Annotated in this window: 17 protein-coding genes; 8 read left to right on the top strand and 9 right to left on the bottom strand. The window is 51.6% G+C overall.

Going from position 1 to position 24,067, the window contains the following annotated elements; genetic code table 11:
- The first annotated feature begins 136 nt into the window (after positions 1–136).
- A complete protein-coding gene (gene gcd, locus EFER_RS00965; protein ID WP_012599868.1) occupies positions 137–2,527 on the top strand; it encodes a quinoprotein glucose dehydrogenase in 2,391 nt (796 codons plus the stop codon).
- Positions 2,528–2,573: 46 nt separating this feature from the next.
- On the opposite strand, the gene cueO is transcribed toward gcd, so the two are convergent.
- On the bottom strand, positions 2,574–4,124 hold the full coding sequence (gene cueO, locus EFER_RS00960) for a multicopper oxidase CueO (RefSeq protein WP_001189665.1): 1,551 nt from the start codon (positions 4,122–4,124) through the stop codon (positions 2,574–2,576).
- Between the two features lie 165 nt (positions 4,125–4,289).
- Between cueO and EFER_RS00955 the strand changes: the two genes are divergently transcribed.
- From EFER_RS00955 to speD, 3 genes are all read left to right on the top strand, one after another.
- Entirely contained in the window at positions 4,290–4,637 is a 348-nt protein-coding gene (locus tag EFER_RS00955; protein ID WP_000846617.1) for a YacC family pilotin-like protein, read from the top strand.
- Positions 4,638–4,742: 105 nt separating this feature from the next.
- Complete coding sequence (gene speE, locus EFER_RS00950) at positions 4,743–5,609, top strand: polyamine aminopropyltransferase (protein ID WP_000818399.1); 867 nt, start codon at positions 4,743–4,745, stop codon at positions 5,607–5,609.
- 15 nt (positions 5,610–5,624) lie between these two features.
- Positions 5,625–6,419, top strand: coding sequence for an adenosylmethionine decarboxylase (gene speD / locus EFER_RS00945; RefSeq protein ID WP_000734288.1), 795 nt, complete (start codon positions 5,625–5,627; stop codon positions 6,417–6,419).
- A 37-nt stretch (positions 6,420–6,456) separates the two neighbouring features.
- Here the strand turns inward: speD and yacL are convergent, their stop codons facing one another.
- Both yacL and acnB read right to left on the bottom strand, forming a co-directional pair.
- Positions 6,457–6,819 carry a protein YacL gene (gene yacL / locus EFER_RS00940; RefSeq protein ID WP_000384317.1) on the bottom strand — a complete coding sequence of 121 codons (363 nt, stop codon included), beginning with the start codon at positions 6,817–6,819 and terminating at the stop codon, positions 6,457–6,459.
- A 196-nt stretch (positions 6,820–7,015) separates the two neighbouring features.
- Complete coding sequence (gene acnB, locus EFER_RS00935; RefSeq protein WP_012599867.1) at positions 7,016–9,613, bottom strand: bifunctional aconitate hydratase 2/2-methylisocitrate dehydratase; 2,598 nt, start codon at positions 9,611–9,613, stop codon at positions 7,016–7,018.
- A 354-nt stretch (positions 9,614–9,967) separates the two neighbouring features.
- Between acnB and EFER_RS00930 the strand changes: the two genes are divergently transcribed.
- Entirely contained in the window at positions 9,968–11,824 is a 1,857-nt protein-coding gene (locus EFER_RS00930) for a DUF3300 domain-containing protein (protein ID WP_000587613.1), read from the top strand.
- Between the two features lie 70 nt (positions 11,825–11,894).
- On the opposite strand, the gene lpdA is transcribed toward EFER_RS00930, so the two are convergent.
- The 4 genes from lpdA to pdhR form a co-directional block, all read right to left on the bottom strand.
- Positions 11,895–13,319 carry a dihydrolipoyl dehydrogenase gene (lpdA, locus tag EFER_RS00925; RefSeq protein ID WP_000102485.1) on the bottom strand — a complete coding sequence of 475 codons (1,425 nt, stop codon included), beginning with the start codon at positions 13,317–13,319 and terminating at the stop codon, positions 11,895–11,897.
- A 207-nt stretch (positions 13,320–13,526) separates the two neighbouring features.
- Positions 13,527–15,419, bottom strand: a complete 1,893-nt coding sequence (gene aceF, locus EFER_RS00920; RefSeq protein WP_000963505.1) for a pyruvate dehydrogenase complex dihydrolipoyllysine-residue acetyltransferase — start codon at positions 15,417–15,419, stop codon at positions 13,527–13,529.
- Between the two features lie 14 nt (positions 15,420–15,433).
- Entirely contained in the window at positions 15,434–18,097 is a 2,664-nt protein-coding gene (gene aceE / locus EFER_RS00915) for a pyruvate dehydrogenase (acetyl-transferring), homodimeric type (RefSeq protein ID WP_000003821.1), read from the bottom strand.
- 160 nt (positions 18,098–18,257) lie between these two features.
- The gene (gene pdhR, locus EFER_RS00910) at positions 18,258–19,022 is read right to left on the bottom strand and encodes a pyruvate dehydrogenase complex transcriptional repressor PdhR (RefSeq protein WP_000331776.1); all 765 of its coding nucleotides are present in this window, start codon (positions 19,020–19,022) and stop codon (positions 18,258–18,260) included.
- A 589-nt stretch (positions 19,023–19,611) separates the two neighbouring features.
- Here pdhR and aroP point away from each other — a divergent pair.
- The gene (gene aroP / locus EFER_RS00905) at positions 19,612–20,985 is read left to right on the top strand and encodes an aromatic amino acid transporter AroP (RefSeq protein ID WP_000969915.1); all 1,374 of its coding nucleotides are present in this window, start codon (positions 19,612–19,614) and stop codon (positions 20,983–20,985) included.
- A gap of 39 nt (positions 20,986–21,024) precedes the next feature.
- Here aroP and ampE read toward each other — a convergent pair whose 3' ends face one another.
- Both ampE and ampD read right to left on the bottom strand, forming a co-directional pair.
- Complete coding sequence (gene ampE / locus EFER_RS00900; protein WP_000171974.1) at positions 21,025–21,879, bottom strand: beta-lactamase regulator AmpE; 855 nt, start codon at positions 21,877–21,879, stop codon at positions 21,025–21,027.
- Entirely contained in the window at positions 21,876–22,427 is a 552-nt protein-coding gene (gene ampD / locus EFER_RS00895; protein WP_000923695.1) for a 1,6-anhydro-N-acetylmuramyl-L-alanine amidase AmpD, read from the bottom strand. The genes ampE and ampD overlap by 4 nt, the downstream gene beginning before the upstream one ends.
- A gap of 87 nt (positions 22,428–22,514) precedes the next feature.
- Here ampD and nadC point away from each other — a divergent pair, with 87 nt between their 5' ends.
- Together nadC and ppdD are read left to right on the top strand one after the other, a co-directional pair.
- Positions 22,515–23,408: a carboxylating nicotinate-nucleotide diphosphorylase gene (nadC, locus tag EFER_RS00890; protein WP_001135144.1), complete on the top strand. Its 894-nt coding sequence runs from the start codon at positions 22,515–22,517 to the stop codon at positions 23,406–23,408.
- A 213-nt stretch (positions 23,409–23,621) separates the two neighbouring features.
- The gene (ppdD, locus tag EFER_RS00885) at positions 23,622–24,059 is read left to right on the top strand and encodes a prepilin peptidase-dependent pilin (protein ID WP_000360917.1); all 438 of its coding nucleotides are present in this window, start codon (positions 23,622–23,624) and stop codon (positions 24,057–24,059) included.
- Positions 24,060–24,067 lie beyond the last annotated feature (8 nt).

The raw sequence follows: 24,067 nt of genomic DNA, 5'->3' as shown, positions 1-24,067 counted from the left end.
AGACACGCAGTATACCAGTAAAACTATTCATTGGCGGAATCTGTTAATAAAGCTCGAATTGTGATGACGATCACACATGTTAAAACCTATAATTAATTGCTACTAAAATATTAATGAATTGAAATGGTGTCTCTTTATGGCAATTAACAATACCGGCTCGCGACGATTACTCGTCACGCTAACAGCCCTATTTGCAGCGCTTTGCGGGCTGTATCTTCTCATTGGCGGAGGCTGGTTGGTCGCGATCGGCGGCTCCTGGTACTACCCTATCGCTGGCCTTATGATGCTCGGCGTCGCCTGGATGCTGTGGCGCAGCAAACGCGCCGCACTTTGGCTTTACGCGGCATTGCTGCTTGGCACCATGATTTGGGGCGTCTGGGAAGTGGGTTTCGATTTCTGGGCGCTGACGCCGCGTAGCGACATTCTGGTCTTCTTTGGTATCTGGCTGATCCTGCCGTTTGTCTGGCGTCGCCTGGTCATTCCTGCCAGCGGCGCAGTTGCCGCGTTGGTGGTCGCGCTGTTGATTAGCGGTGGTATCCTCACCTGGGCCGGATTTAACGATCCACAGGAAATCAACGGCACCTTAAGCGCTGATGCTACACCTGCCGAAGCTATCTCCCCCGTTGCCGATCAAGACTGGCCTGCCTATGGTCGCAATCAGGAAGGTCAACGCTTTTCACCACTGAAACAAATTAACGCTGATAACGTCCACAAGCTGAAAGAAGCCTGGGTGTTCCGTACAGGCGATGTGAAACAGCCGAACGATCCGGGCGAAATCACCAATGAAGTGACGCCGATTAAAGTAGGCGACACGCTTTACCTGTGTACCGCTCACCAGCGTTTGTTTGCGCTCGATGCCGCCAGCGGCAAAGAGAAATGGCATTACGATCCTGAGCTGAAAACCAACGAGTCTTTCCAGCATGTAACCTGCCGTGGTGTCTCTTATCATGAAGCCAAAGCAGAAACTGCTTCGCCGGAAGTGATGGCGGATTGCCCGCGTCGTATCATTCTCCCAGTCAATGATGGCCGCCTGATTGCGATTAACGCTGAAAACGGCAAGCTGTGCGAAACCTTCGCCAATAAAGGCGTGCTCAACCTGCAAAGCAACATGCCGGACACCAAACCGGGCCTGTATGAGCCGACTTCACCACCGATTATCACTGATAAAACCATCGTGATGGCGGGTTCCGTCACTGATAACTTCTCAACCCGCGAAACGTCTGGCGTGATCCGTGGTTTTGATGTCAATACCGGGGAGCTGTTGTGGGCCTTTGATCCAGGCGCGAAAGATCCGAACGCGATCCCGTCTGACGAACACACCTTTACCTTTAACTCGCCAAACTCGTGGGCACCTGCGGCCTATGACGCGAAGCTGGATCTGGTGTATCTGCCGATGGGCGTTACCACGCCAGATATCTGGGGCGGTAACCGCACCCCAGAACAGGAACGTTATGCCAGCTCGATTCTGGCGCTGAATGCCACTACCGGGAAACTGGCGTGGAGCTATCAGACCGTTCACCACGACCTGTGGGATATGGATCTTCCGGCACAGCCAACGCTGGCAGATATCACCGTTAATGGTCAAAAAGTTCCGGTTATTTACGCTCCAGCGAAAACCGGCAACATTTTTGTGCTTGATCGCCGCAATGGTGAACTGGTGGTTCCGGCCCCGGAAAAACCAGTTCCCCAAGGCGCAGCGAAAGGTGATTACGTTACCCCTACTCAACCGTTCTCTGAACTGAGCTTCCGTCCGAAGAAAGATTTGAGCGGTGCGGATATGTGGGGCGCCACCATGTTTGACCAACTGGTGTGCCGCGTGATGTTCCACCAGATGCGCTATGAAGGTATTTTCACGCCGCCATCTGAACAGGGTACGCTGGTCTTCCCGGGTAACCTGGGGATGTTCGAATGGGGCGGGATTTCCGTTGATCCGAATCGTGAAGTGGCAATTGCCAACCCAATGGCACTGCCGTTTGTTTCGAAACTGATCCCTCGCGGTCCTGGCAACCCGATGGAACAGCCAAAAGATGCCAAAGGCACCGGTACGGAATCCGGCATTCAGCCGCAGTACGGCGTACCGTATGGCGTTACGCTTAACCCGTTCCTTTCACCATTTGGTCTGCCATGTAAACAGCCAGCATGGGGTTATATTTCGGCGCTGGATCTGAAAACCAATGAAGTGGTGTGGAAGAAACGCATTGGTACGCCGCAGGACAGCATGCCGTTCCCGATGCCGGTTCCTGTGCCGTTCAATATGGGTATGCCGATGCTGGGCGGGCCAATCTCCACGGCGGGTAACGTGCTGTTTATCGCCGCTACGGCAGATAACTACCTGCGCGCTTACAACATGAGCAACGGTGAAAAACTGTGGCAGGGCCGTTTACCGGCGGGTGGTCAGGCAACACCGATGACCTATGAAGTGAATGGCAAGCAATATGTGGTGATATCCGCAGGCGGTCACGGTTCATTTGGTACGAAGATGGGCGACTATATTGTGGCTTATGCGTTGCCGGATGATGTGAAATAACCATAATGCCCGGAGAGATCCGGGCATATTTCCAAATACGGTCTTTTTATACCGTAAACCCTAACATCATCCCCGTATCTTCATGCTCCAGCAGATGGCAGTGCGCCATATATGCATGTTCTTTCGGTGCGTCGTGATTAAACTTCACCAGTACTTCGCTGACATTACCTTCTACCTTAACGGTATCTTTCCAGCCTGCGCGATGAGCCGCTGGCGGTTTGCCATTTTCTGACAAGATACGGAACTGTGTACCGTGGATATGGAACGGATGCAGCATCATGTCGCCCACGCCAGAGATAACCCAACGTTCGTACTGCCCTTTCGCCGCCGCAAACATCGGCTTATTCATATCAAACGCCTGACCGTTGATTTTATTGGCATGGTGGAAATCGAACTTCCCGCCGTGGTTCATATGATTCATATTGCCGTGCCCCATATGGCCCATCATCTGGCTGTGGTCCATCCCGGCCATCGCCTGATCGCCATATTTCTCCATCAGCATCTGCATACCCATCATATCGAGCATCGGGTCCATAGAGAGTTGCAGCTTACGTACCGTCAGCCCTTCCAGCGAAGGTAATGCTGGCAGGCTACTTAATGTGTCTGGCAAAGCACCAGAGGCACTAATGGCAATCGGCTGAATCCGCATTACCGGATGCGGCTTGTCAAACGGCGCAATCGCCATCCCCATCTGGCTGACCGGTAGCGTCACCAGATCAAAGGGTTTGTTGTCGTTAACCTCCACCAGCACTTCGAAACGTTCGCCCATCAGCACCGGCAGCTCGCTCACCTTCACCGGTTCAGGTAGCAGACCACCGTCACTGGCAATCACATACAATGGACGATTGTCGCTGGTAGCGAAATTGAGCGAGCGGGCGTTACAGCCATTGAGCAAACGCAGGCGCAGCCAGCCGCGCGGGGCGGCGTGTTGCGGGTAGATAGCACCATTGGTCAGCAGCGTATCGCCAAACCAACCCACGGCAGCGGTCATCACATCCAGTTGATAATCAATCTGCCCGTCAGCGTTAAATTTTTTATCCTGCACGATCACCGGGACATCATCGATACCCCACTGTTTTGGCAGCATTAATTTTAGAATCTCGTCATCTTCAATCACTACCAGCCCAGCCAGCCCCATCGCCACTTGTCGCCCGGTCTTGCCATGTTGATGTGGATGGAACCAGCAGGTAGCGGCAGGTTGATCAACGTTCAACGTCACCGAGCGCTTGCCACCTGGCGGAATAATTCCCTGCGGGCCGCCGTCGACTTCACCCGGTATTTCCAGCCCGTGCCAGTGCAACGTCGTCTCTTCCGTCAGTTGGTTATAGATATCAACCGTTACCACTTTGCCGCGCTGTAATTTCACCGCCGGCCCCAGCAGATTGCCGTTATAGCCCCAGGTGGTCGCGGTTTTTCCGGCAAAGGTGGACTGGCCTTGCATGATTGATAATCTTATGCGGCCACGAACATCAGAGGTAAGGAGATCGGGGATCGGCAGTGTTGGACGTTCGGCGGCAAAAACTGTTCGGCTCCACAGCGGCAAAGCCGAAACCACGCCCAGCGCGACGGAATATTTTAAGAAATCACGGCGTTGCATAGGTATTTCCTTATTCTTAAGCAGGCGAAACAAAATCAAACGTTGAGCATAGTCCTTCCCCTTACGGGAAGGTCAAGCCGCAGACACAATTTAATCGACAATAATGGTCGTCGCCTCGCTCGCAGTGTGCTAACGTTTATCTTCTTTAAGCCCCTGGTAGAAGCAATGAAGACGTTTTTCAGAACAGTGTTATTCGGCAGCCTGATGGCCGTTTGCGCAAACAGTTACGCGCTCAGCGAGTCTGAAGCCGAAGATATGGCCGATTTAACGGCAGTTTTTGTTTTTCTGAAGAATGATTGTGGTTACCAGAACTTACCTAACGGACAAATTCGTCGCGCACTGGTCTTTTTCGCCCAGCAAAACCAGTGGGATCTCAGCAACTACGACACCTTCGATATGAAATCCCTCGGTGAAGACAGCTACCGCGATCTCAGCGGCATCGGCATTCCCGTCGCTAAAAAGTGCAAAGCCCTGGCCCGCGATTCCTTAAGCCTGCTTGCCTACGTCAAATAATCCCTGATACCTTTTTGTAGAAATATTGACCGTGCATCCGCGGTCAATGTTAGCTATTATGTTGCGCCCTTTTTTTACGGGTGTTAACAAAGGAGGTATCAACCCATGGCCGAGAAAAAACAGTGGCATGAAACGCTACACGACCAGTTTGGGCAGTACTTTGCGGTAGATAACGTTCTGTATCATGAAAAGACCGATCACCAGGATCTGATCATTTTTGAGAACGCTGCATTTGGCCGCGTAATGGCGCTGGATGGCGTAGTACAAACCACCGAGCGCGACGAGTTTATCTATCATGAGATGATGACCCACGTTCCGCTATTAGCCCACGGTCACGCGAAAGATGTGCTGATTATCGGCGGCGGCGACGGTGCCATGCTGCGTGAAGTGACCCGACATAAAAACGTTGAGTCAATCACGATGGTGGAAATCGATGCGGGTGTCGTGTCGTTCTGCCGTCAGTATCTGCCCAACCATAACGCCGGTAGCTACGACGATCCGCGCTTTAAACTGGTGATCGACGATGGCGTCAATTTCGTTAATCAAACCAGCCAGACCTTTGATGTCATTATCTCCGACTGCACCGATCCTATCGGTCCCGGCGAAAGTCTGTTCACCTCAGCATTTTATGAAGGCTGCAAACGTTGCCTGAATCCTGGCGGTATCTTCGTCGCACAAAACGGCGTCTGCTTTTTACAGCAGGAAGAGGCTATCGACAGTCATCGCAAACTCAGCAATTATTTTAGCGATGTCGGCTTTTATCAGGCGGCAATCCCGACCTATTACGGCGGCATCATGACCTTTGCATGGGCGACAGATAACGACGCCTTACGCCATCTCTCAAGCGAAATTATTCAGGCGCGTTTTCTCGCTTCTGGCCTGAAATGCCGTTATTACAATCCGGCAGTCCATACGGCAGCTTTTGCCTTACCTCAGTATCTGCAAGACGCACTGGCCTCACAGCCGTCCTAAGGAGAAGATAAGAAATTGAAAAAACTGAAACTGCATGGCTTTAATAATCTGACCAAAAGTCTGAGTTTTTGTATTTACGATATCTGCTATGCCAAAACTGCCGAAGAGCGCGACGGTTATATCGCTTATATCGATGAACTCTATAATGCCAACCGCCTGACCGAAATTCTGTCAGAAACCTGTTCCATTATCGGAGCCAATATTCTTAACATTGCCCGCCAGGATTACGAACCACAAGGTGCCAGCGTCACTATTCTGGTGAGTGAAGAACCGGTCGACCCGAAACTTATCGACAAAACAGAACACCCCGGCCCACTGCCAGAAACGGTCGTTGCCCATCTCGATAAAAGTCATATTTGCGTACATACCTACCCGGAAAGCCATCCTGAAGGTGGTTTATGTACCTTCCGTGCCGATATTGAAGTCTCTACCTGCGGCGTGATTTCTCCGCTGAAGGCGCTGAATTACCTGATCCACCAGCTTGAGTCCGATATCGTAACCATTGATTATCGCGTGCGCGGTTTTACCCGCGACATTAACGGTATGAAGCACTTTATCGACCATGAGATTAATTCGATTCAGAACTTTATGTCTGACGATATGAAGGCGCTGTATGACATGGTGGATGTGAACGTCTATCAGGAAAATATCTTCCATACCAAGATGTTGCTTAAAGAGTTCGACCTTAAGCACTATATGTTCCACACAAGGCCAGAAGATTTAACCGACAGCGAGCGTGAGGAAATTACCGCGGCGCTGTGGAAAGAGATGCGCGAGATTTATTACGGGCGCAATATGCCAGCTGTTTAACGACTCAGGCGGAGCACAGAGGCTCCGCCTGATTAATCTACTTCTGCTGCACAAAATCGCGATAAGCCGCTACTACCTGCAAGAAGTCCTCAACGCCGCACAGCGACAGGCTTTCCTCGTCGTAGTAGTTCATCCCCTCTTCCATTTCATCGCCAGCGAATTCCAGTTGATTGGCGCGAACCATCACCTCTTCGCCGTCCATCCACAGGGTGTATTCATGCCCTGCCCGTTGCCAGGAACGTTCGCTGCCTTTGAGCGTGCGCGCTGCGTCTTCCACTTCGTCAAGCAAGGCCAGGTTTTCTTTCACCTCTTCATTAAACCAGTGCCCGATGACTTCATGCCCCATGGACATGCGCACCTTTACCACTCCGGTTACATCACGCAGAAATTCGTAATCCATAGTATGTTCCTCTGCTCCTGGCAATGCGCCAATACTGCATTGCACCTTAGGTTTAATTATCGCAGTACTATGCAAGAATAAAAGGTGGAAAAGGATAAGGAATAAAAATAAACCCCCTTTCCTTGAGCAAAAAGGGGGTTTAAAGAAGTGTTGCTTGTCAGGTATTCAGGATAACACCTGAGCTATTTTCAGGCTGTTACACCGCAGTCTGGAAAATCACCCCATCCGCTTTTTCGGTGTACTGAGAAAGCTGGTTGAAGTTCAGATAACGGTAAGTATCAACGGCTGTTTTATCTACCTGCGCCACGTAGGTCTGGTACTCTTCCGGTGTCGGCAGTTTGCCAATCAGCGCCGCAACAGCAGCCAGTTCAGCAGAAGCCAGGAAGACGTTCGCGCCAGTACCCAGACGGTTCGGGAAGTTACGGGTAGAGGTGGAAACCACCGTCGCACCGTCTGCTACACGCGCCTGGTTACCCATACACAGGGAACAGCCAGGTATCTCGATACGCGCACCGCTCTTACCGAAGACGCTGTAATAGCCTTCCTCGGTAAGCTGCGCAGCGTCCATACGGGTTGGCGGTGCCACCCACAGGCGGGTCGGTAGCTGACCTTTATGCGCATCCAGCAGTTTACCGGCGGCACGGAAGTGACCGATGTTGGTCATGCAAGAACCGATAAACACTTCGTCGATTTTCTCGCCCTGTACCGCAGACAGCGGACGCGCGTCGTCCGGGTCGTTCGGTGCACAGAGGATTGGCTCTTTGATATCCGCCAGATCGATGTCGATCACTGCCGCGTATTCCGCATCTGCATCGGCTTCCAGCAACTCAGGATTCGCCAGCCATTTTTCCATGCCCTGAATACGACGTTCCAGGGTACGACGATCGCCGTAACCTTCCGCGATCATCCACTTCAGCAAAACGATGTTGGAGTTCAGGTATTCGATGATCGGTTCTTTGTTCAGCTTGATGGTACAACCGGCAGCAGAACGCTCGGCGGACGCATCGGTCAGCTCAAAGGCCTGCTCAACTTTCAGATCCGGCAGACCTTCAATTTCCAGAATGCGACCAGAGAAGATGTTTTTCTTGCCTTTCTTCTCAACGGTCAGCAGACCTTGTTTGATCGCATACAGCGGAATGGCGTGTACCAGATCGCGCAGGGTGATGCCCGGCTGCATTTTGCCTTTGAAGCGAACCAGAACGGATTCCGGCATATCCAGCGGCATTACGCCTGTTGCAGCTGCAAATGCCACCAGACCAGAGCCCGCCGGGAAAGAGATACCGATCGGGAAACGGGTATGGGAGTCACCGCCAGTACCGACGGTATCCGGCAGCAGCATACGGTTCAGCCAGGAGTGAATTACGCCATCACCCGGACGCAGCGACACACCGCCACGGTTCATGATGAAGTCCGGCAGCGTGTGGTGAGTGTTAACGTCAACTGGTTTCGGATAAGCCGCTGTGTGACAGAAAGACTGCATCACCAGGTCAGCCGAGAAGCCCAGGCACGCCAGGTCTTTCAGTTCATCACGGGTCATTGGACCGGTGGTGTCCTGAGAACCGACTGAGGTCATTTTCGGTTCGCAGTACGCGCCCGGACGAATGCCTTTCACGCCGCAGGCACGACCGACCATTTTCTGCGCCAGCGAGAAGCCGCGATCGCTCTCAGCGACATCTTTCGCCTGACGGAATACATCGCTCTGCGGCAGACCAAGTGCTTCACGCGCTTTGGTGGTCAGGCCACGCCCGATAATCAGCGGAATACGGCCGCCAGCACGCACTTCATCAATCAGCACGTCGGTTTTCAGTTCGAAGGTTGCCAGCAGTTCGCCGGTTTCGTGGTTACGCACTTCACCTTTGTACGGGTAAACGTCAATCACGTCGCCCATGTTCAGGTTAGAGACGTCGACTTCGATTGGCAGTGCACCGGCGTCTTCCATTGTGTTAAAGAAGATTGGCGCAATTTTACCGCCGAGACACAAACCACCGCCGCGTTTGTTCGGTACATGAGGAATATCTTCACCCATAAACCACAGCACGGAGTTCGTGGCGGATTTACGCGATGAACCCGTACCCACAACGTCACCGACGTACGCCAGCGGGAAACCTTTCTGTTGCAGAGCTTCGATTTGCTTGATCGGACCAACAACACCCGGCTGGTCTGGCTCGATGCCTTCACGCGCGTTTTTCAGCATCGCCAACGCGTGCAGTGGGATATCCGGGCGTGACCACGCATCCGGTGCCGGAGAAAGGTCATCGGTGTTGGTTTCACCAGTTACTTTGAAGACGGTAACGGTCAGTTTTTCAGCCAGCGCCGGACGATTCAGGAACCATTCGGCATCTGCCCAGGACTGCATTACCTGCTTCGCATATTCGTTGCCTGCTTTGGCTTTCTCTTCTACGTCATAGAAGTTATCGAACATCAACAGCGTGTGGGACAGTGCTTTGGCAGCAATCGGTGCCAGTTTGGCATCGTCCAGCGCGTCGATCAGCGGATGAATGTTGTAACCACCCTGCATAGTGCCCAGCAGTTCGATAGCTTTTTCCGGAGTCAGCAGCGGGGATTTAGCTTCGCCTTTGGCGACAGCAGCCAGGAAGCCTGCTTTGACATAGGCGGCTTCATCGACGCCAGGGGGAACACGGTTGGTTAACAGATCTAACAGGAATTCTTCTTCGCCCGCGGGCGGGTTTTTCAGCAGCTCTACAAGTGCGGCCATTTGGTTTGCATCCAGGGGTTTGGGCGCAATCCCCTCAGCGGCACGCTCAGCTACGTGCTTACGGTATTCTTCTAGCACGACGGTTCTCCTCGCTCTCATTGTCATAGTGCGGCAGGCGATTCTCTTCACGCTCCTGTGAGACAGCAGTTTGTAGGGTAAATGCCCAGTACCGCAACGGGCAGAATAGCAGGATTTTAGCGATGTGTTAATTCGTTTACAAAAAAGCAACACAAAAAAGTGGCTGAATCGTTAAGGATAGTCTAGAGAATGTTACCAGTCTGAAACCACCTGTTAATTCGCACGGTTATAATCACCCATCTCAACAAATCCCAATATTCGTCAAAATTTAAACTACAGCCTCTTTATACTTTCGCATTCAGCACCTGCGGGTGGCAGTTCGCCGACCATTACGATTTCCTTGAGATCAGGATCATGATAATAACTTCGCCGTTTAAACCCAATGTGCTGGTGCTTATTTGCAGTGCCGGGCTTTGTGCCGCCTCTGCCGGGCTATATATAAAAAGCCGCACGCCAGATACCCCCGTCCAGCCAGTGCCCGTTATTGCCACCGTGGCAACAGCCCCACAAATCGGGGAGCAACCGACACCAGTTCCTCCAGCAACGCCTGCACCAGAAGTAACGGCAACCCTACCACTTACGCCTGCCAGTACCGCTGAAGTGAAATCGACTTTTACCACTGCGCAAATTGACCAGTGGGTCGCGCCAATTGCGCTTTATCCTGATGCTTTGCTATCACAAGTATTGATGGCAGCCACTTATCCAACCAATGTGGCACAGGCAGTTCAGTGGTCACGAGATAATCCGACAAAACAGGGTGATAATGCTATTCAGGCCGTTTCTGACCAACCCTGGGATGCCAGCGTAAAATCGCTGGTGGCTTTTCCGCAACTAATGGCATTAATGGGCGAAAACCCGGAGTGGGTGAAAAATCTTGGTGATGCATTCCTGGCACAACCGCAGGACGTCATGGACTCAGTACAGAAATTACGTCGCCTGGCACAGCAGACCGGATCGTTAAAATCAACCGTGGAACAGAAAGTTGTGACCACAACCCGGAAAGCTGCGCCGGTAAAATCTCATGAATCGGAAAACCAGGACACGACGTCTGTCGCCAGTACAACAACCATTATTACCCAGCCAGATCCCGAACCGACTATTATCACCATTGAGCCAACGAAACCGGACGTAATTTATATTCCAAACTATAACCCCACCGTAGTTTACGGAAGCTGGGAAAATACGGCTTATCCACCCGTTTATTTGCCACCACCAGCAGGCGAACCGTTTGTTGATAGCTTCGTGCGCGGCTTCGGTTACAGCATGGGTGTTGCCACAACGTATGCCTTATTCAGCAATATCGACTGGGATGATGATCATCACGATCATCATCATGATGACGACAATCACCATAACCACAACGACGACTATCGGGACGGGAACGGCTGGCAGCATAACGGCGATAACATCAATATCAACGTCAATAATTTCAACCGTATCACGGGTGAGCATCTTACTGACAAGAATATGAGGTGGCAGCATAATCCAAATTACCGTGACGGCGTGCCTTACCATGATCAGGATATGGCAAAACGTTTTCATCAAACAAACGTCAATGGTGGTATGAGCACCACACAGCTGCCAGCACAGTCTCGCGATATCCAGCGCCAGGCGGCAGCGAGTCAATTTCAACAGCGGACGCACTCTGCACCAGTGACCATGCGTGATACACAACGTCAGGCTGCTTCACAGCAATTTCATCAGCGGGAGCAACAGGATGATTTTCGTGATTATGCTCTGCCCCGCCGTAACAGCAACACTTCACGTTTTAATGGCGAATACCACAACCGTGAAGACGGGAATGTTCGCCCACCGCAACGCCAGTTAACTCAACAACAGCGGGAGAAAGCCCGTAAGCGTTATGATTCTGCGACACCTGAGCAGCGCCAGGCGTTTCGGGAGAAAGTTCAGAACCAGCAACGACCGTTGAGTCAGCAGCAAAGGGATAGCGCCCGCCAGCGTATTCAATCGGCCTCGCCTGAGCAGCGTCAGGCTTTTCGGGAGAAAGTTCAGAATCAGCAACGACCGCTGAGCCAACAGCAAAGGGATAGCGCTCGCCAGCGAATTCAGTCAGCAACACCTGAACAACGTCAGGTCTTTCGCGAGAATCGCTTGAATGACACCAGCCGCGTCTCCAGACTTAGTAGTGAGCAACGCTCAGCAGTACGGGAACGTCTCTCTGAGCGCGGAGCAAGGCGACTGGAAAGGTAAATTACAGACGTAAAAAAAGCGGCGTGGTTAGCCGCTTTTTTAATTACCGGATGTCCCGGCACTCGAAGAATTACTTCTTCTTCGCTTTCGGGTTCGGCAGGTCAGTGATGCTACCTTCGAACACTTCTGCCGCCAGGCCCACAGACTCGTGCAGAGTCGGGTGCGCGTGGATGGTCAGTGCGATGTCTTCAGCATCACAACCCATTTCGATTGCCAGACCGATTTCACCCAGCAGCTCGCCGCCGTTAGTACCGACAATCGCACCACCGATCACACGGTGAGATTCTTTGTCGAAAATCAGCTTGGTCATACCGTCTGCGCAGTCAGAAGCGATAGCACGACCAGAAGCTGCCCACGGGAAGGTGGCGGTTTCGTAGCTGATGCCTTTCTCTTTCGCTTCTTTCTCAGTCAGACCCACCCATGCAACTTCTGGTTCGGTATAGGCGATAGACGGGATAACTTTCGGATCGAAGTAGTGTTTCTTACCGGCAATAACTTCAGCGGCAACGTGACCTTCGTGAACACCTTTGTGTGCCAGCATCGGCTGACCGACGATATCGCCGATAGCAAAGATGTGCGGTACGTTGGTACGCAGCTGTTTATCAACGCGGATGAAACCACGGTCGTCCACTTCCACGCCTGCTTTGCCTGCGTCGAGGTTTTTACCGTTCGGCACACGACCAATCGCTACCAGTACGGCGTCGTAACGCTGCGGTTCAGCCGGTGCTTTTTTACCTTCCATCGTCACATAGATACCGTCTTCTTTCGCTTCAACGGCGGTAACTTTGGTTTCCAGCATCAGGTTGAATTTCTTGCTGATACGCTTGGTGAAGACTTTAACGATGTCTTTGTCAGCTGCCGGGATAACCTGGTCGAACATTTCAACCACGTCAATCTGTGAACCCAGCGCGTGGTATACGGTCCCCATTTCCAGACCGATGATACCACCACCCATTACCAGCAGGCGTTCTGGTACTTCTTTCAGTTCCAGCGCATCTGTGGAGTCCCAAATACGCGGATCTTCATGCGGAATAAACGGCAGTTGGATCGGGCGAGAACCCGCTGCAATGATCGCATTGTCGAAGTTGATCACGGTTTTGCCGTTCTCACCTTCCACTTCCAGGGTGTTAGCCCCGGTGAATTTACCCAGACCGTTGACCACTTTGACTTTGCGGCCTTTCGCCATACCAGCCAGACCACCGGTCAGCTGATTGATCACTTTCTCTTTCCAGGTACGAATCTTGTCGATATCGGTTTTCGGTTCGCCGAAGACGATACCGTGTTCAGCCAGCGCTTTGGCTTCTTCGATAACTTTTGCTACGTGCAGCAGTGCTTTAGAAGGGATACAGCCGACGTTCAGGCAAACACCGCCGAGGGTGTTGTAGCGTTCTACGATTACGGTTTCCAGACCTAAATCAGCGCAACGGAAGGCAGCGGAGTAACCTGCGGGGCCTGCCCCAAGTACCACGACCTGAGTTTTGATTTCAGTACTCATCATGACCTCTATATATTTATCTCCGGCGGGTCTGACGTTTTTTTTATGACGCCCATCATCCACCGGGTCGTTCTATCCGTCGGTATTTTACAAAATTGTTAACAATTTTTAAACAACAAACGGCAACCGATTTGTCTATTCGCTAATAACCTCAATACATTCATGAGATTACCAGAAAAAAGCCGGCCGTTGGGCCGGCTCTTTTACTTACATCACCAGACGGCGAATGTCAGACAGCGTGTTGTTAATGATGGTAATGAAACGGGCACCATCAGCACCGTCGATCACGCGGTGGTCGAAGGAGAGAGAAATCGGCAGCATCAGACGCGGCACGAACTCTTTACCATTCCACACAGGCTCCATCGCGGACTTGGAAACACCGAGGATAGCCACTTCCGGCGCGTTCACAATCGGCGCGAAGTGGGTAGTACCCAGGCCGCCGATGCTGGAAATGGTGAAGCAACCGCCCTGCATTTCGCCCGCAGTCAGCTTACCGTCACGCGCTTTCTTAGAAATGGTCATCAGCTCGCGAGACAGCTCGATGATGCCTTTCTTGTTGACGTCTTTGAATACCGGAACAACCAGGCCGTTCGGGGTATCCACCGCCACACCGATGTTGATGTATTTCTTCAGGGTCAGACGCTGACCGTCTTCCGACAGAGAACTGTTGAAGCGAGGCATCTGCTCAAGTGCTGCAGCAACGGCTTTCATGATGAAGACAACCGGGGTGATCTTCACATCCAGCTTACGTTTCGCTGCTTCTTCGTTCTGCTGTTTACGGAACGCTTCCAGCTCAGTGATATCGGTTTTGTCGAAGTGAGTAACATGCGGGATCATCACCCAGTTACGGCTCAGGTTCGCACCAGAGATTTTCTGGATGCGGCCCAGTTCCACTTCTTCGATTTCACCAAACTTGCTGAAGTCCACCTTCGGCCACGGCAGCATGCCAGGGATACCGCCGCCAGTTGCCGCCGGAGCCGCTTCTGCACGTTTGATCGCTTCTTTCACGTAAGCCTGAACGTCTTCGCGCAGGATACGACCTTTACGGCCAGTGCCCTTCACTTTCGCCAGGTTAACGCCAAATTCGCGTGCCAGACGGCGGATCAGCGGAGTCGCGTGAACGTAAGCGTCGTTTTCAGCAAATTCAGATTTGCCTTCTGCTTTCGCAGCCGGTGCTGCTGCCGGAGTTTCAGCTTTTGCTGCCGGAGCCGGCGCTGCCGCTTCCTGTTTCGCAGGAGCTGCCGCAGGTGCTGCGCCTTCAACTTCGAAGATCATAATCAGCGAGCCAGTTTTCACTTTGTCGCCAACGTTGACTTTCAGTTCCTTCACGACGCCAGCAAACGGAGCCGGAACTTCCATAGAAGCTTTATCGCCTTCTACGGTGATCAGTGACTGTTCAGCGGCAACTTTGTCGCCCACTTTCACCATCACTTCGGTCACTTCAACTTCGTCACCACCGATATCCGGAACGTTAACTTCTTTCACGCCAGCCGCTGGTGCAGGGGCCGCTGCCGGAGCCGCTTCCTGTTTAGCCGCCGGAGCTGCCGCGCCTGCATCACCCGCGACTTCGAAGACCATAATCAGCGAGCCGGTAGACACTTTGTCACCCACGTTCACTTTGATCTCTTTCACGGTGCCTGCAAACGGAGCAGGAACTTCCATAGAGGCCTTGTCGCCTTCTACGGTGATCAGCGACTGTTCAGCTTCAACTTTGTCGCCCACTTTCACCAGGATTTCGGTCACTTCGACTTCATCGCTGCCGATATCCGGAACATTTACGTCTTTTGCCGCCGCAGCCGCGGGTGCTGCTGCCGGAGCGGCTTCTTTCTTCTCTTCTGCCTGAGCAGGTGCAGCGTCAGCTGCACCGTCGGCGGAATCGAAAATCATAATCAGTGCGCCGGTCTGGGTTTTATCGCCAACAGAGACTTTGATCTCTTTAACGATACCCGCCTGCGGAGACGGTACTTCCATAGAGGCTTTGTCGCCTTCTACGGTGATCAGCGACTGTTCGGCTTCAACTTTGTCGCCCACTTTGACCAGGATCTCGGTGATTTCAACTTCATCAGCCCCGATGTCCGGTACTTTGATTTCGATAGCCATTATTCTTTTACCTCTTACGCCAGACGCGGGTTAACTTTTTCTGCATCGATGTTGAATTTGGCGATTGCGTCAGCAACCACTTTCTTATCGATTTCGCCACGTTTAGCCAGTTCGCCCAGCGCCGCTACAACCACGTAGGAAGCATCAACTTCGAAGTGGTGACGCAGGTTCTCACGGCTGTCGGAACGACCGAAGCCATCAGTACCCAGTACGCGGTAGTCGTCAGCCGGTACGTAAGTACGGACCTGCTCAGCGAACAGTTTCATATAGTCGGTAGATGCCACTGCCGGAGCGTCGTTCATCACCTGAGCGATATACGGAACGCGTGGAGTTTCCAGCGGGTGCAGCATATTCCAGCGTTCACAATCCTGACCATCACGCGCCAGTTCGGTGAAGGAGGTCACGCTATATACGTCAGAACCTACGCCATAATCTTTCGCCAGGATCTCTGCCGCTTCACGGACGTGACGCAGGATAGAACCGGAGCCCAGCAGCTGAACTTTACCTTTGCTACCTTCAATGGTTTCGAGTTTGTAGATACCTTTACGGATACCTTCCTCAGCACCTTCCGGCATTGCCGGCATGTGGTAGTTTTCGTTCAGCGTGGTGATGTAGTAGTAAACGTTCTCTTGTTTCTCACCGTACATACGCTCCAGACCGTCATGCATGATGACAGCAACTTCGTAAGCGTAAGCCGGGTCGTAAGAAATACAGTTCGGGATAGTCAGCGACTGAATGTGGCTGTGACCATCTTCGTGCTGCAGACCTTCGCCGTTCAGGGTGGTACGACCGGAAGTACCGCCGATCAGGAAGCCACGTGCCTGCTGGTCGCCAGCAGCCCAGCACAGATCGCCGATACGCTGGAAGCCGAACATCGAGTAATAGATGTAGAACGGGATCATCGGCAGATTGTTGGTGCTGTAAGAGGTCGCCGCTGCCAGCCAGGAACAACCTGCGCCCAGCTCGTTGATCCCTTCTTGCAGAATCTGACCTTTCTCGTCTTCTTTATAGTAAGCAACCTGCTCGCGGTCCTGCGGGGTGTACTGCTGACCGTTCGGGCTGTAAATACCAATCTGACGGAACAGACCTTCCATACCGAAAGTACGCGCTTCGTCGGCGATGATCGGCACCAGACGATCTTTGATCGACTTGTTCTTCAACATCACGTTCAGGGCACGAACGAAAGCGATAGTGGTAGAGATCTCTTTGCTCTGCTCTTCCAGCAGCGCGCCGAAGTCTTGCAGGCTCGGCAGCTCAAGCTTCTCAGTGAAGTTCGGCTGACGGCTTGGCAGATAACCGTGCAGTTTCTGACGCTGAGCGTGCAGATAGGTATGCTCTTCAGAACCTTCCGGGAAGGTGATGTACGGCAGTTTTTCGATATCTGCATCAGACACCGGCACATTGAAACGGTCGCGGATGTGACGCACGCCGTCCATGTTCATTTTCTTAACCTGGTGCGCGATGTTTTTACCTTCAGCCGCGTCGCCCATGCCGTAACCTTTAATGGTATGAGCAAGGATTACTGTCGCTTTGCCTTTGGTTTCCTGCGCTTTCTTAAATGCAGCGTAGATTTTCTTCGGATCGTGACCACCACGGTTCAGTGCCCAGATCTGCTCGTCAGTCCAGTCTGCAACCAGTGCTGCGGTTTCAGGATATTTACCGAAGAAGTGTTCACGAACGTACGCACCATCTTTCGATTTGAAGGTCTGGTAGTCGCCGTCAACGGTTTCGTTCATCAGCTGGATCAGTTTACCGCTGGTATCTTTACGCAGCAGTTCATCCCAACGGCTACCCCACATCACTTTGATCACGTTCCAGCCAGCACCTTCGAAGATACCTTCCAGTTCGTTGATGATCTTGCCGTTACCGGTGACCGGGCCGTCAAGACGCTGCAGGTTACAGTTGATAACGAAGACCAGGTTATCCAGTTTTTCACGGGTAGCGATGGTGATCGCACCTTTGGATTCCGGTTCGTCCATTTCACCGTCGCCGAGGAACGCGTAAACGGTCTGTTTAGAGGTATCTTTCAGGCCACGGTGTTCCAGATATTTCAGGAATTTAGCCTGGTAAATAGCACCAATCGGACCCAGACCCATAGATACGGTCGGGAACTGCCAGAATTCCGGCATCAGTTTCGGGTGCGGATAGGAAGAGAGGCCATTGCCGTGAACTTCCTGACGGAAGTTATCCAGCTGCTCTTGGGTCAGACGACCTTCCAGGAAAGCACGTGCGTAAACGCCCGGGGAGATGTGGCCCTGGAAGTAAACCAGGTCGCCGCCATCCTGCTCGTTGCGCGCACGGAAGAAGTGGTTAAAGCACACATCATAAATGGTTGCGGAAGACTGGAAGGACGCCATGTGGCCGCCCAGTTCGAGGTCTTTTTTCGACGCACGCAGAACCGTCATGATGGCGTTCCAGCGGATAGCTGAACGAATACGGCGTTCCAGTTCCAGATTACCCGGATACTCCGGTTGTTCTTCAACGGGGATGGTGTTGATGTAGTTGCTGATACCGGTGCCTGCGGCTACGTTGACACCGCCTTTGCGGGCTTCAGCAAGCAGTTGGTCGATCAGATACTGAGCACGCTCAACACCTTCTTCACGGATGACCGATTCGATCGCCTGGAGCCAGTCGCGAGTTTCGATCGGATCCACGTCATTTGGGAAACGTTCTGACATGGGTTATTCCTTATCTATCTAATAACGTTGAGTTTTCTGGAACCTGTCCCATTGAACTCTCACCGGAAAGCTCAATAAGACAGGTTCTACGTTTAGTTGCCGCGCTTTTATATGCGCTTGATTTACAACATCTTCTGGATAATTTTTACCAGAAAAATCACTAATTCTTTCGTTGTTCCAGACGACGCAGAGAACGCTCACGGCGGCTCTCTTCACGGCTTCTGTCGAGCAAAATTTCTTCGATAAAGGCCAGATGGCGATGCGATGCTTCGCGCGCTTCTTCCGGCTTACCGGCCATAATCGCTTCGAATATGCGAGTGCGGTGACTACTCACCAGCGGCAGCATCTCGCGACGCGAATAGAGCAATTCGAAGTTCTGACGGACATTCTGAGCCAACATCGGCTCCATACACCTTAGCAGATGAAGCAGAACTACATTGTGGGCTGCTTCGGTGACGGCAATCTGATACTGGAGGACGGCGTTTGATTCCGCGTCCAGATCGCCAGACTGCTGCGCCAGCTCTATGGCGTGGTGGAGTTCACGGATGCGTTCCTTGTCTTCATCGGTACTACGCAGCGCGGCGTAATAAGCGGCGATACCTTCCAGGGCGTGTCGTGTTTCGAGCAAGTCATACTGTGATTCAGGATGGTCGGAGAGCAGCTCCACCAGCGGATCGCTGAAGCTTTGCCAGAGGCTGCTCTGGACAAAAGTGCCGCCACCCTGGCGACGAAGCAACAAGCCCTTTGCTTCGAGACGTTGAATCGCCTCACGCAAGGAGGGACGGGAGACGTCGAACTGTTTCGCCAGTTCGCGTTCCGGTGGGAGTTTTTCGCCCGGGCGGAGTGTGCCTTCGAGGATCAAAAACTCCAGTTGCTGCTCAATCACATCGGAGAGTTTTGGTTGGCGGATTTTGCTGTAGGCCATGAGTTCCTGTCTTAAGCCACTTGCCGAAGTCAATTGGTCTTACCAATTTCATGTCTGTGACGCTAAAGTAACAAAGTATTCACCTTATGTCCATACAGGTTTTGATTGAAATCATGAAACCGTGCACATTTTAACAAGTTGACATATATAACGTTTCAAAGTTGTAACTATGCACAAATGTTAAATTTACTCAGCCTGAAGAAAATTTAACTTTAATGAAACGAAAAATCATGCAACCTGAAGCGATTCACTTACCAATATCATGTATTTTTATTCATACTAATTGAATTAATAATTACTTTAATTTAGTAGTGCAATTATTAGGAAATTGACAATTGGCGACTTTTTACGCACTCCACATTTATTCCAGCACAAATCAGGTGCATTCACTGCCGCCTACCATTATTCTTGAACTGACGGAAGACTTTCGGTAACAATTCACCATTGGAAACCGTAAAGAAAAAAATACAACAATCGGAAGTACACAATTACACACGCATCACTGCGAGTTCAGAACAATATTTACTCAAAATAGTTCAGTGCATTCAGGCGGCATGAAATATAAAGAGTAAACACAACACGAGGTTTCATGATGGAAGGTCAACAGCACGGCGAGCAGCTAAAGCGCGGCCTTAAAAACCGCCATATTCAGCTTATCGCGCTGGGTGGCGCGATAGGAACAGGGCTATTCCTGGGTAGCGCCTCCGTAATACAGTCCGCAGGGCCAGGGATTATCCTGGGTTACGCCATTGCTGGTTTTATCGCCTTTCTGATCATGCGTCAGCTGGGTGAAATGGTGGTAGAAGAACCTGTCGCAGGCTCCTTTAGCCACTTTGCTTATAAATACTGGGGCAGTTTTGCCGGTTTCGCTTCTGGCTGGAACTACTGGGTACTGTACGTTTTAGTTGCCATGGCAGAGCTGACTGCCGTGGGTAAATACATTCAGTTCTGGTATCCAGAAATCCCAACCTGGGTTTCTGCCGCCGTATTCTTTGTGGTGATCAACGCCATCAACCTGACTAACGTTAAAGTGTTTGGTGAGATGGAGTTCTGGTTTGCCATTATCAAAGTTATTGCGGTGGTAGCGATGATCATCTTCGGCGGCTGGCTACTGTTCAGTGGCAACGGCGGCCCGCAGGCGACCGTTAGCAACCTGTGGGATCAGGGTGGTTTCCTGCCGCACGGCTTTACCGGGCTGGTGATGATGATGGCGATTATCATGTTCTCGTTTGGTGGTCTGGAACTGGTGGGGATCACCGCAGCAGAAGCTGATAACCCGGAGCAAAGTATCCCGAAAGCAACTAATCAGGTTATCTACCGCATCCTGATTTTCTACATTGGTTCGTTAGCCGTACTGCTCTCGCTGATGCCGTGGACCCGCGTTACCGCCGATACCAGTCCGTTTGTGCTGATCTTCCACGAGTTAGGCGATACCTTTGTGGCGAATGCACTGAACATCGTGGTACTGACTGCTGCGCTCTCCGTGTATAACAGCTGCGTATATTGCAACAGCCGTATGCTGTTTGGTCTGGCACAACAAGGGAACGCGCCAAAAGCACTGGCGTCTGTCGATAAACGCGGCGTACCAGTCAACACCATTCTGGTGTCTGCACTGGTAACGGCGTTGTGCGTACTGATTAACTACCTTGCCCCAGAGTCCGCTTTCGGACTATTAATGGCGCTGGTGGTATCCGCACTGGTGATCAACTGGGCAATGATTAGCCTGGCGCATATGAAATTCCGGCGCGCCAAACAAGAGCAAGGTGTGGTAACCCGCTTCCCTGCCCTGCTTTATCCACTGGGTAACTGGATCTGCCTGCTGTTTATGGCGGCGGTACTGGTGATTATGCTGATGACCCCAGGAATGGCGATTTCGGTATACCTGATCCCGGTGTGGCTGATCGTATTAGGTATCGGCTATCTGTTTAAAGAGAAAACGGCAAAAGCAGTAAAAGCACACTAATTTCATTTCGCCCTCACCTCCCCGGTGAGGGCATTTAACTCAGACCAGCGCACCGTAAATCGTTAAAACGGCAATCACCACAACCACCACAACAGACGTTTTCTTCGCCATAGCAACCGCTGCTTTTGGCTTTTCGACTTTATCGAGATGTGGATCGCGTGCCAGTGAGAACTGGGCCAGCCGGGTAAGTACATGATATTGGGAGCTATGTAGATCAGTTAATGAGGCAAACCAGGCTGGGAGCGCTTTTTCACCATGTCCGGTTAAAGCATAAACAACACCCGCAAGGCGAACTGGCAACCAATCCAGAACATGTAAAATGGCATCTACTCCTGACTGCTGACGCTGCTGCGGTGTTTGATAACGAGCCAGCCAGGATTGCCAGGCACGTAAAAATGCATAACCAACAAGTGTCACAGGCCCCCAGGAACCGCCCACCACCAACCAGAATAATGGAGCCAGATAATAGCGGAAGTTAATCCATAGCAGCGCATTTTGCAGTTCACGCAAATACTCACGTTCATCACAATCGGGTGGCACGCCATGAATCAACGTTAACTCATTAGCCATTGTTTTACGTGCATGGGCATCATCCTGGGATGCCGCTTTCAGGTAAGCGTGATAATGCACTCTGGCACGACCTGCACCAATACACAGCAAGGAGATCAGGATCCAGACCAACAGTGTGGGAACATTGAACAGAAGTCCTTGTAAACCACGCAGTAGCAAGAAGGTGATAGCCATTGTAATGAGCATCATCCCTAAAGTGCGCCCAGCGGAAAAATGTTTAACTCGCCGGAATAAAGCCTCAAGACGGTGATCAAATTGCCAGTGCTCGCCCAACTTAAACAGGCGCTCAAAAATTAGCACCAGTAAGGTTGTAAACAACGTCATATTGCCTCCTTATTCACCAGAGCGCGAAACCGTGCCCAGTCAAATGCCTGACCGGGGTCGGTTTTACGTTCTGGAGCAATATCGCAATGCCCTGTCATATTGTTAGCAATCAACGGATAAAGCGTGATCAGTGCCCGTGTCACTGCCGCCAGTTGTAAGTACTGAGCATCGGTATAAGCAAGCGTATCGGTACCTTCCAGCTCAATACCTATCGAAAAATCATTGCAACGTTCACGCCCCTGGTAATTTGACACACCTGCATGCCAGGCGCGCTTATCAAAAGGAACATACTGGACAATTTCGCCGTCGCGACGAATTAAGCAATGCGCTGATACACGCAAATGAGCAATTTCAGCAAAGAAAGGATGGGCATCAGGATCAATAGTTCCGGTGAATAATGCGTCTATCCACGGACCACCAAATTCCCCTGGCGGCAAACTGATATTGTGCACCACCAAAAGTGACGGGGCCTCGTCATCCGGGCGGCAATCGTAATGCGGAGAAGGAACTCGACGTGCCTCTGCTAACCACCCATTTTCTAACAACATTCAGGATCTCCTTATATGTGGTGCTGATACCCGCTTCAGAGTAGCATGTTTCTATCTTATGATTCGTTAGCTAACTGGAGTTTTATCATGCCGCCTCGCCGCTATAACCCCGACTTCCGACGTGACGAGTTGCTGGAACGCATAAATCTCGATATTCCCAATGCTGTAGCACAGGCACTACGGGAAGATTTAGGCGGAAAAGTAGATGCCAACAATGACATTACGGCACAGCTTTTACCGGAAAACTCTCGCTCTCATGCCACTGTTATCACCCGCGAAAATGGCGTTTTTTGCGGTAAACGCTGGGTTGAAGAGGTCTTTATTCAACTGGCGGGCGACGATGTCACCATTACCTGGCATGTGGACGATGGCGATACCATAAAAGAAAATCAGCCGCTTTTCGAACTGGAAGGCCCGTCTCGCGTGCTGCTAACGGGTGAACGTACCGCACTGAATTTTGTACAAACACTTTCTGGTGTAGCGAGTAAAGTTCGCCAGTATGTTGATCTTCTCGCGGGCACCAATACCCAACTGCTGGATACACGTAAAACCCTGCCAGGTCTGCGCTCCGCATTAAAATATGCCGTACTTTGTGGTGGAGGGGCGAATCATCGACTGGGACTTTCCGATGCCTTTCTGATCAAAGAAAACCATATTATTGCCTCCGGTTCAGTGCGACAGGCCGTGGAAAAAGCATTTTGGTTACACCCCGATGTGCCGGTAGAGGTGGAAGTCGAAAACCTGGAAGAACTGGATGAAGCTTTAAAAGCAGGTGCAGATATCATCATGCTGGATAACTTTGAAACAGAGCAGATGCGCGAAGCCGTAAAACGTACAAATGGTAAGGCGCAGCTGGAGGTCTCTGGTAACGTCACGGAAAAAACACTGCGTGAATTTGCGCAGACTGGGGTAGATTTTATCTCGGTAGGTGCATTGACCAAACATGTCAGAGCACTCGATCTCTCCATGCGTTTTCGCTAACCCTTTCCTGAAGATGCCTTAACGGGCGGGATAACATTGTCCTGCCCGTCATAAATTTCTCTCCCTGTTTTTCGAGCCGCCTCGCATCTCGCCTGTGCCTTTATGCAATCCGATTAAAAACCTCTGGAGCGGCTTTCCCGTTTTGATTTTTCATCCTCGCCAGCCTGAATTGTGTTTGTCAAAGTAGCGCCAACGTAATCATGGAGTGAAAAAATGGACAAACAACGCGGTTTTACTCTTATCGAGCTGATGGTGGTCATCGGTATTATTGCCATCCTGAGTGCCATTGGCATTCCTGCTTATCAAAACTACCTTCGCAAAGCAGCACTGACCGATATGCTGCAAACTTTTGTTCCTTACCGAACCGCAGTCGAGTTGTGCGCACTTGAACATGGCGGAGTCACCACCTGCGATGCGGGGAGCAATGGTATTCCTTCTGCTACCACCACACGCTATGTCTCGGGTATGAGTATCGCGCAAGGCGTAGTGACGCTTACCGGCCAGGAAAGTCTCAACGGCCTAAACGTTGTTATGACGCCAAACTGGAGTAACGGTAACGGCATCACTGGCTGGACACGTAACTGCAATATCCAAAGCGATAGCGCCTTACAACAGGCGTGTGAAGATGTTTTCCGTTTTAACGGCAATTAAGGAGCGGC

The sequence above is a fragment of the Escherichia fergusonii ATCC 35469 genome (genome assembly GCF_000026225.1).
GTDB classification, from domain to species: domain Bacteria; phylum Pseudomonadota; class Gammaproteobacteria; order Enterobacterales; family Enterobacteriaceae; genus Escherichia; species Escherichia fergusonii.
Note: the sequence above shows the minus strand (reverse complement) of the source record. Positions and strands in the feature narration are given on the sequence as shown.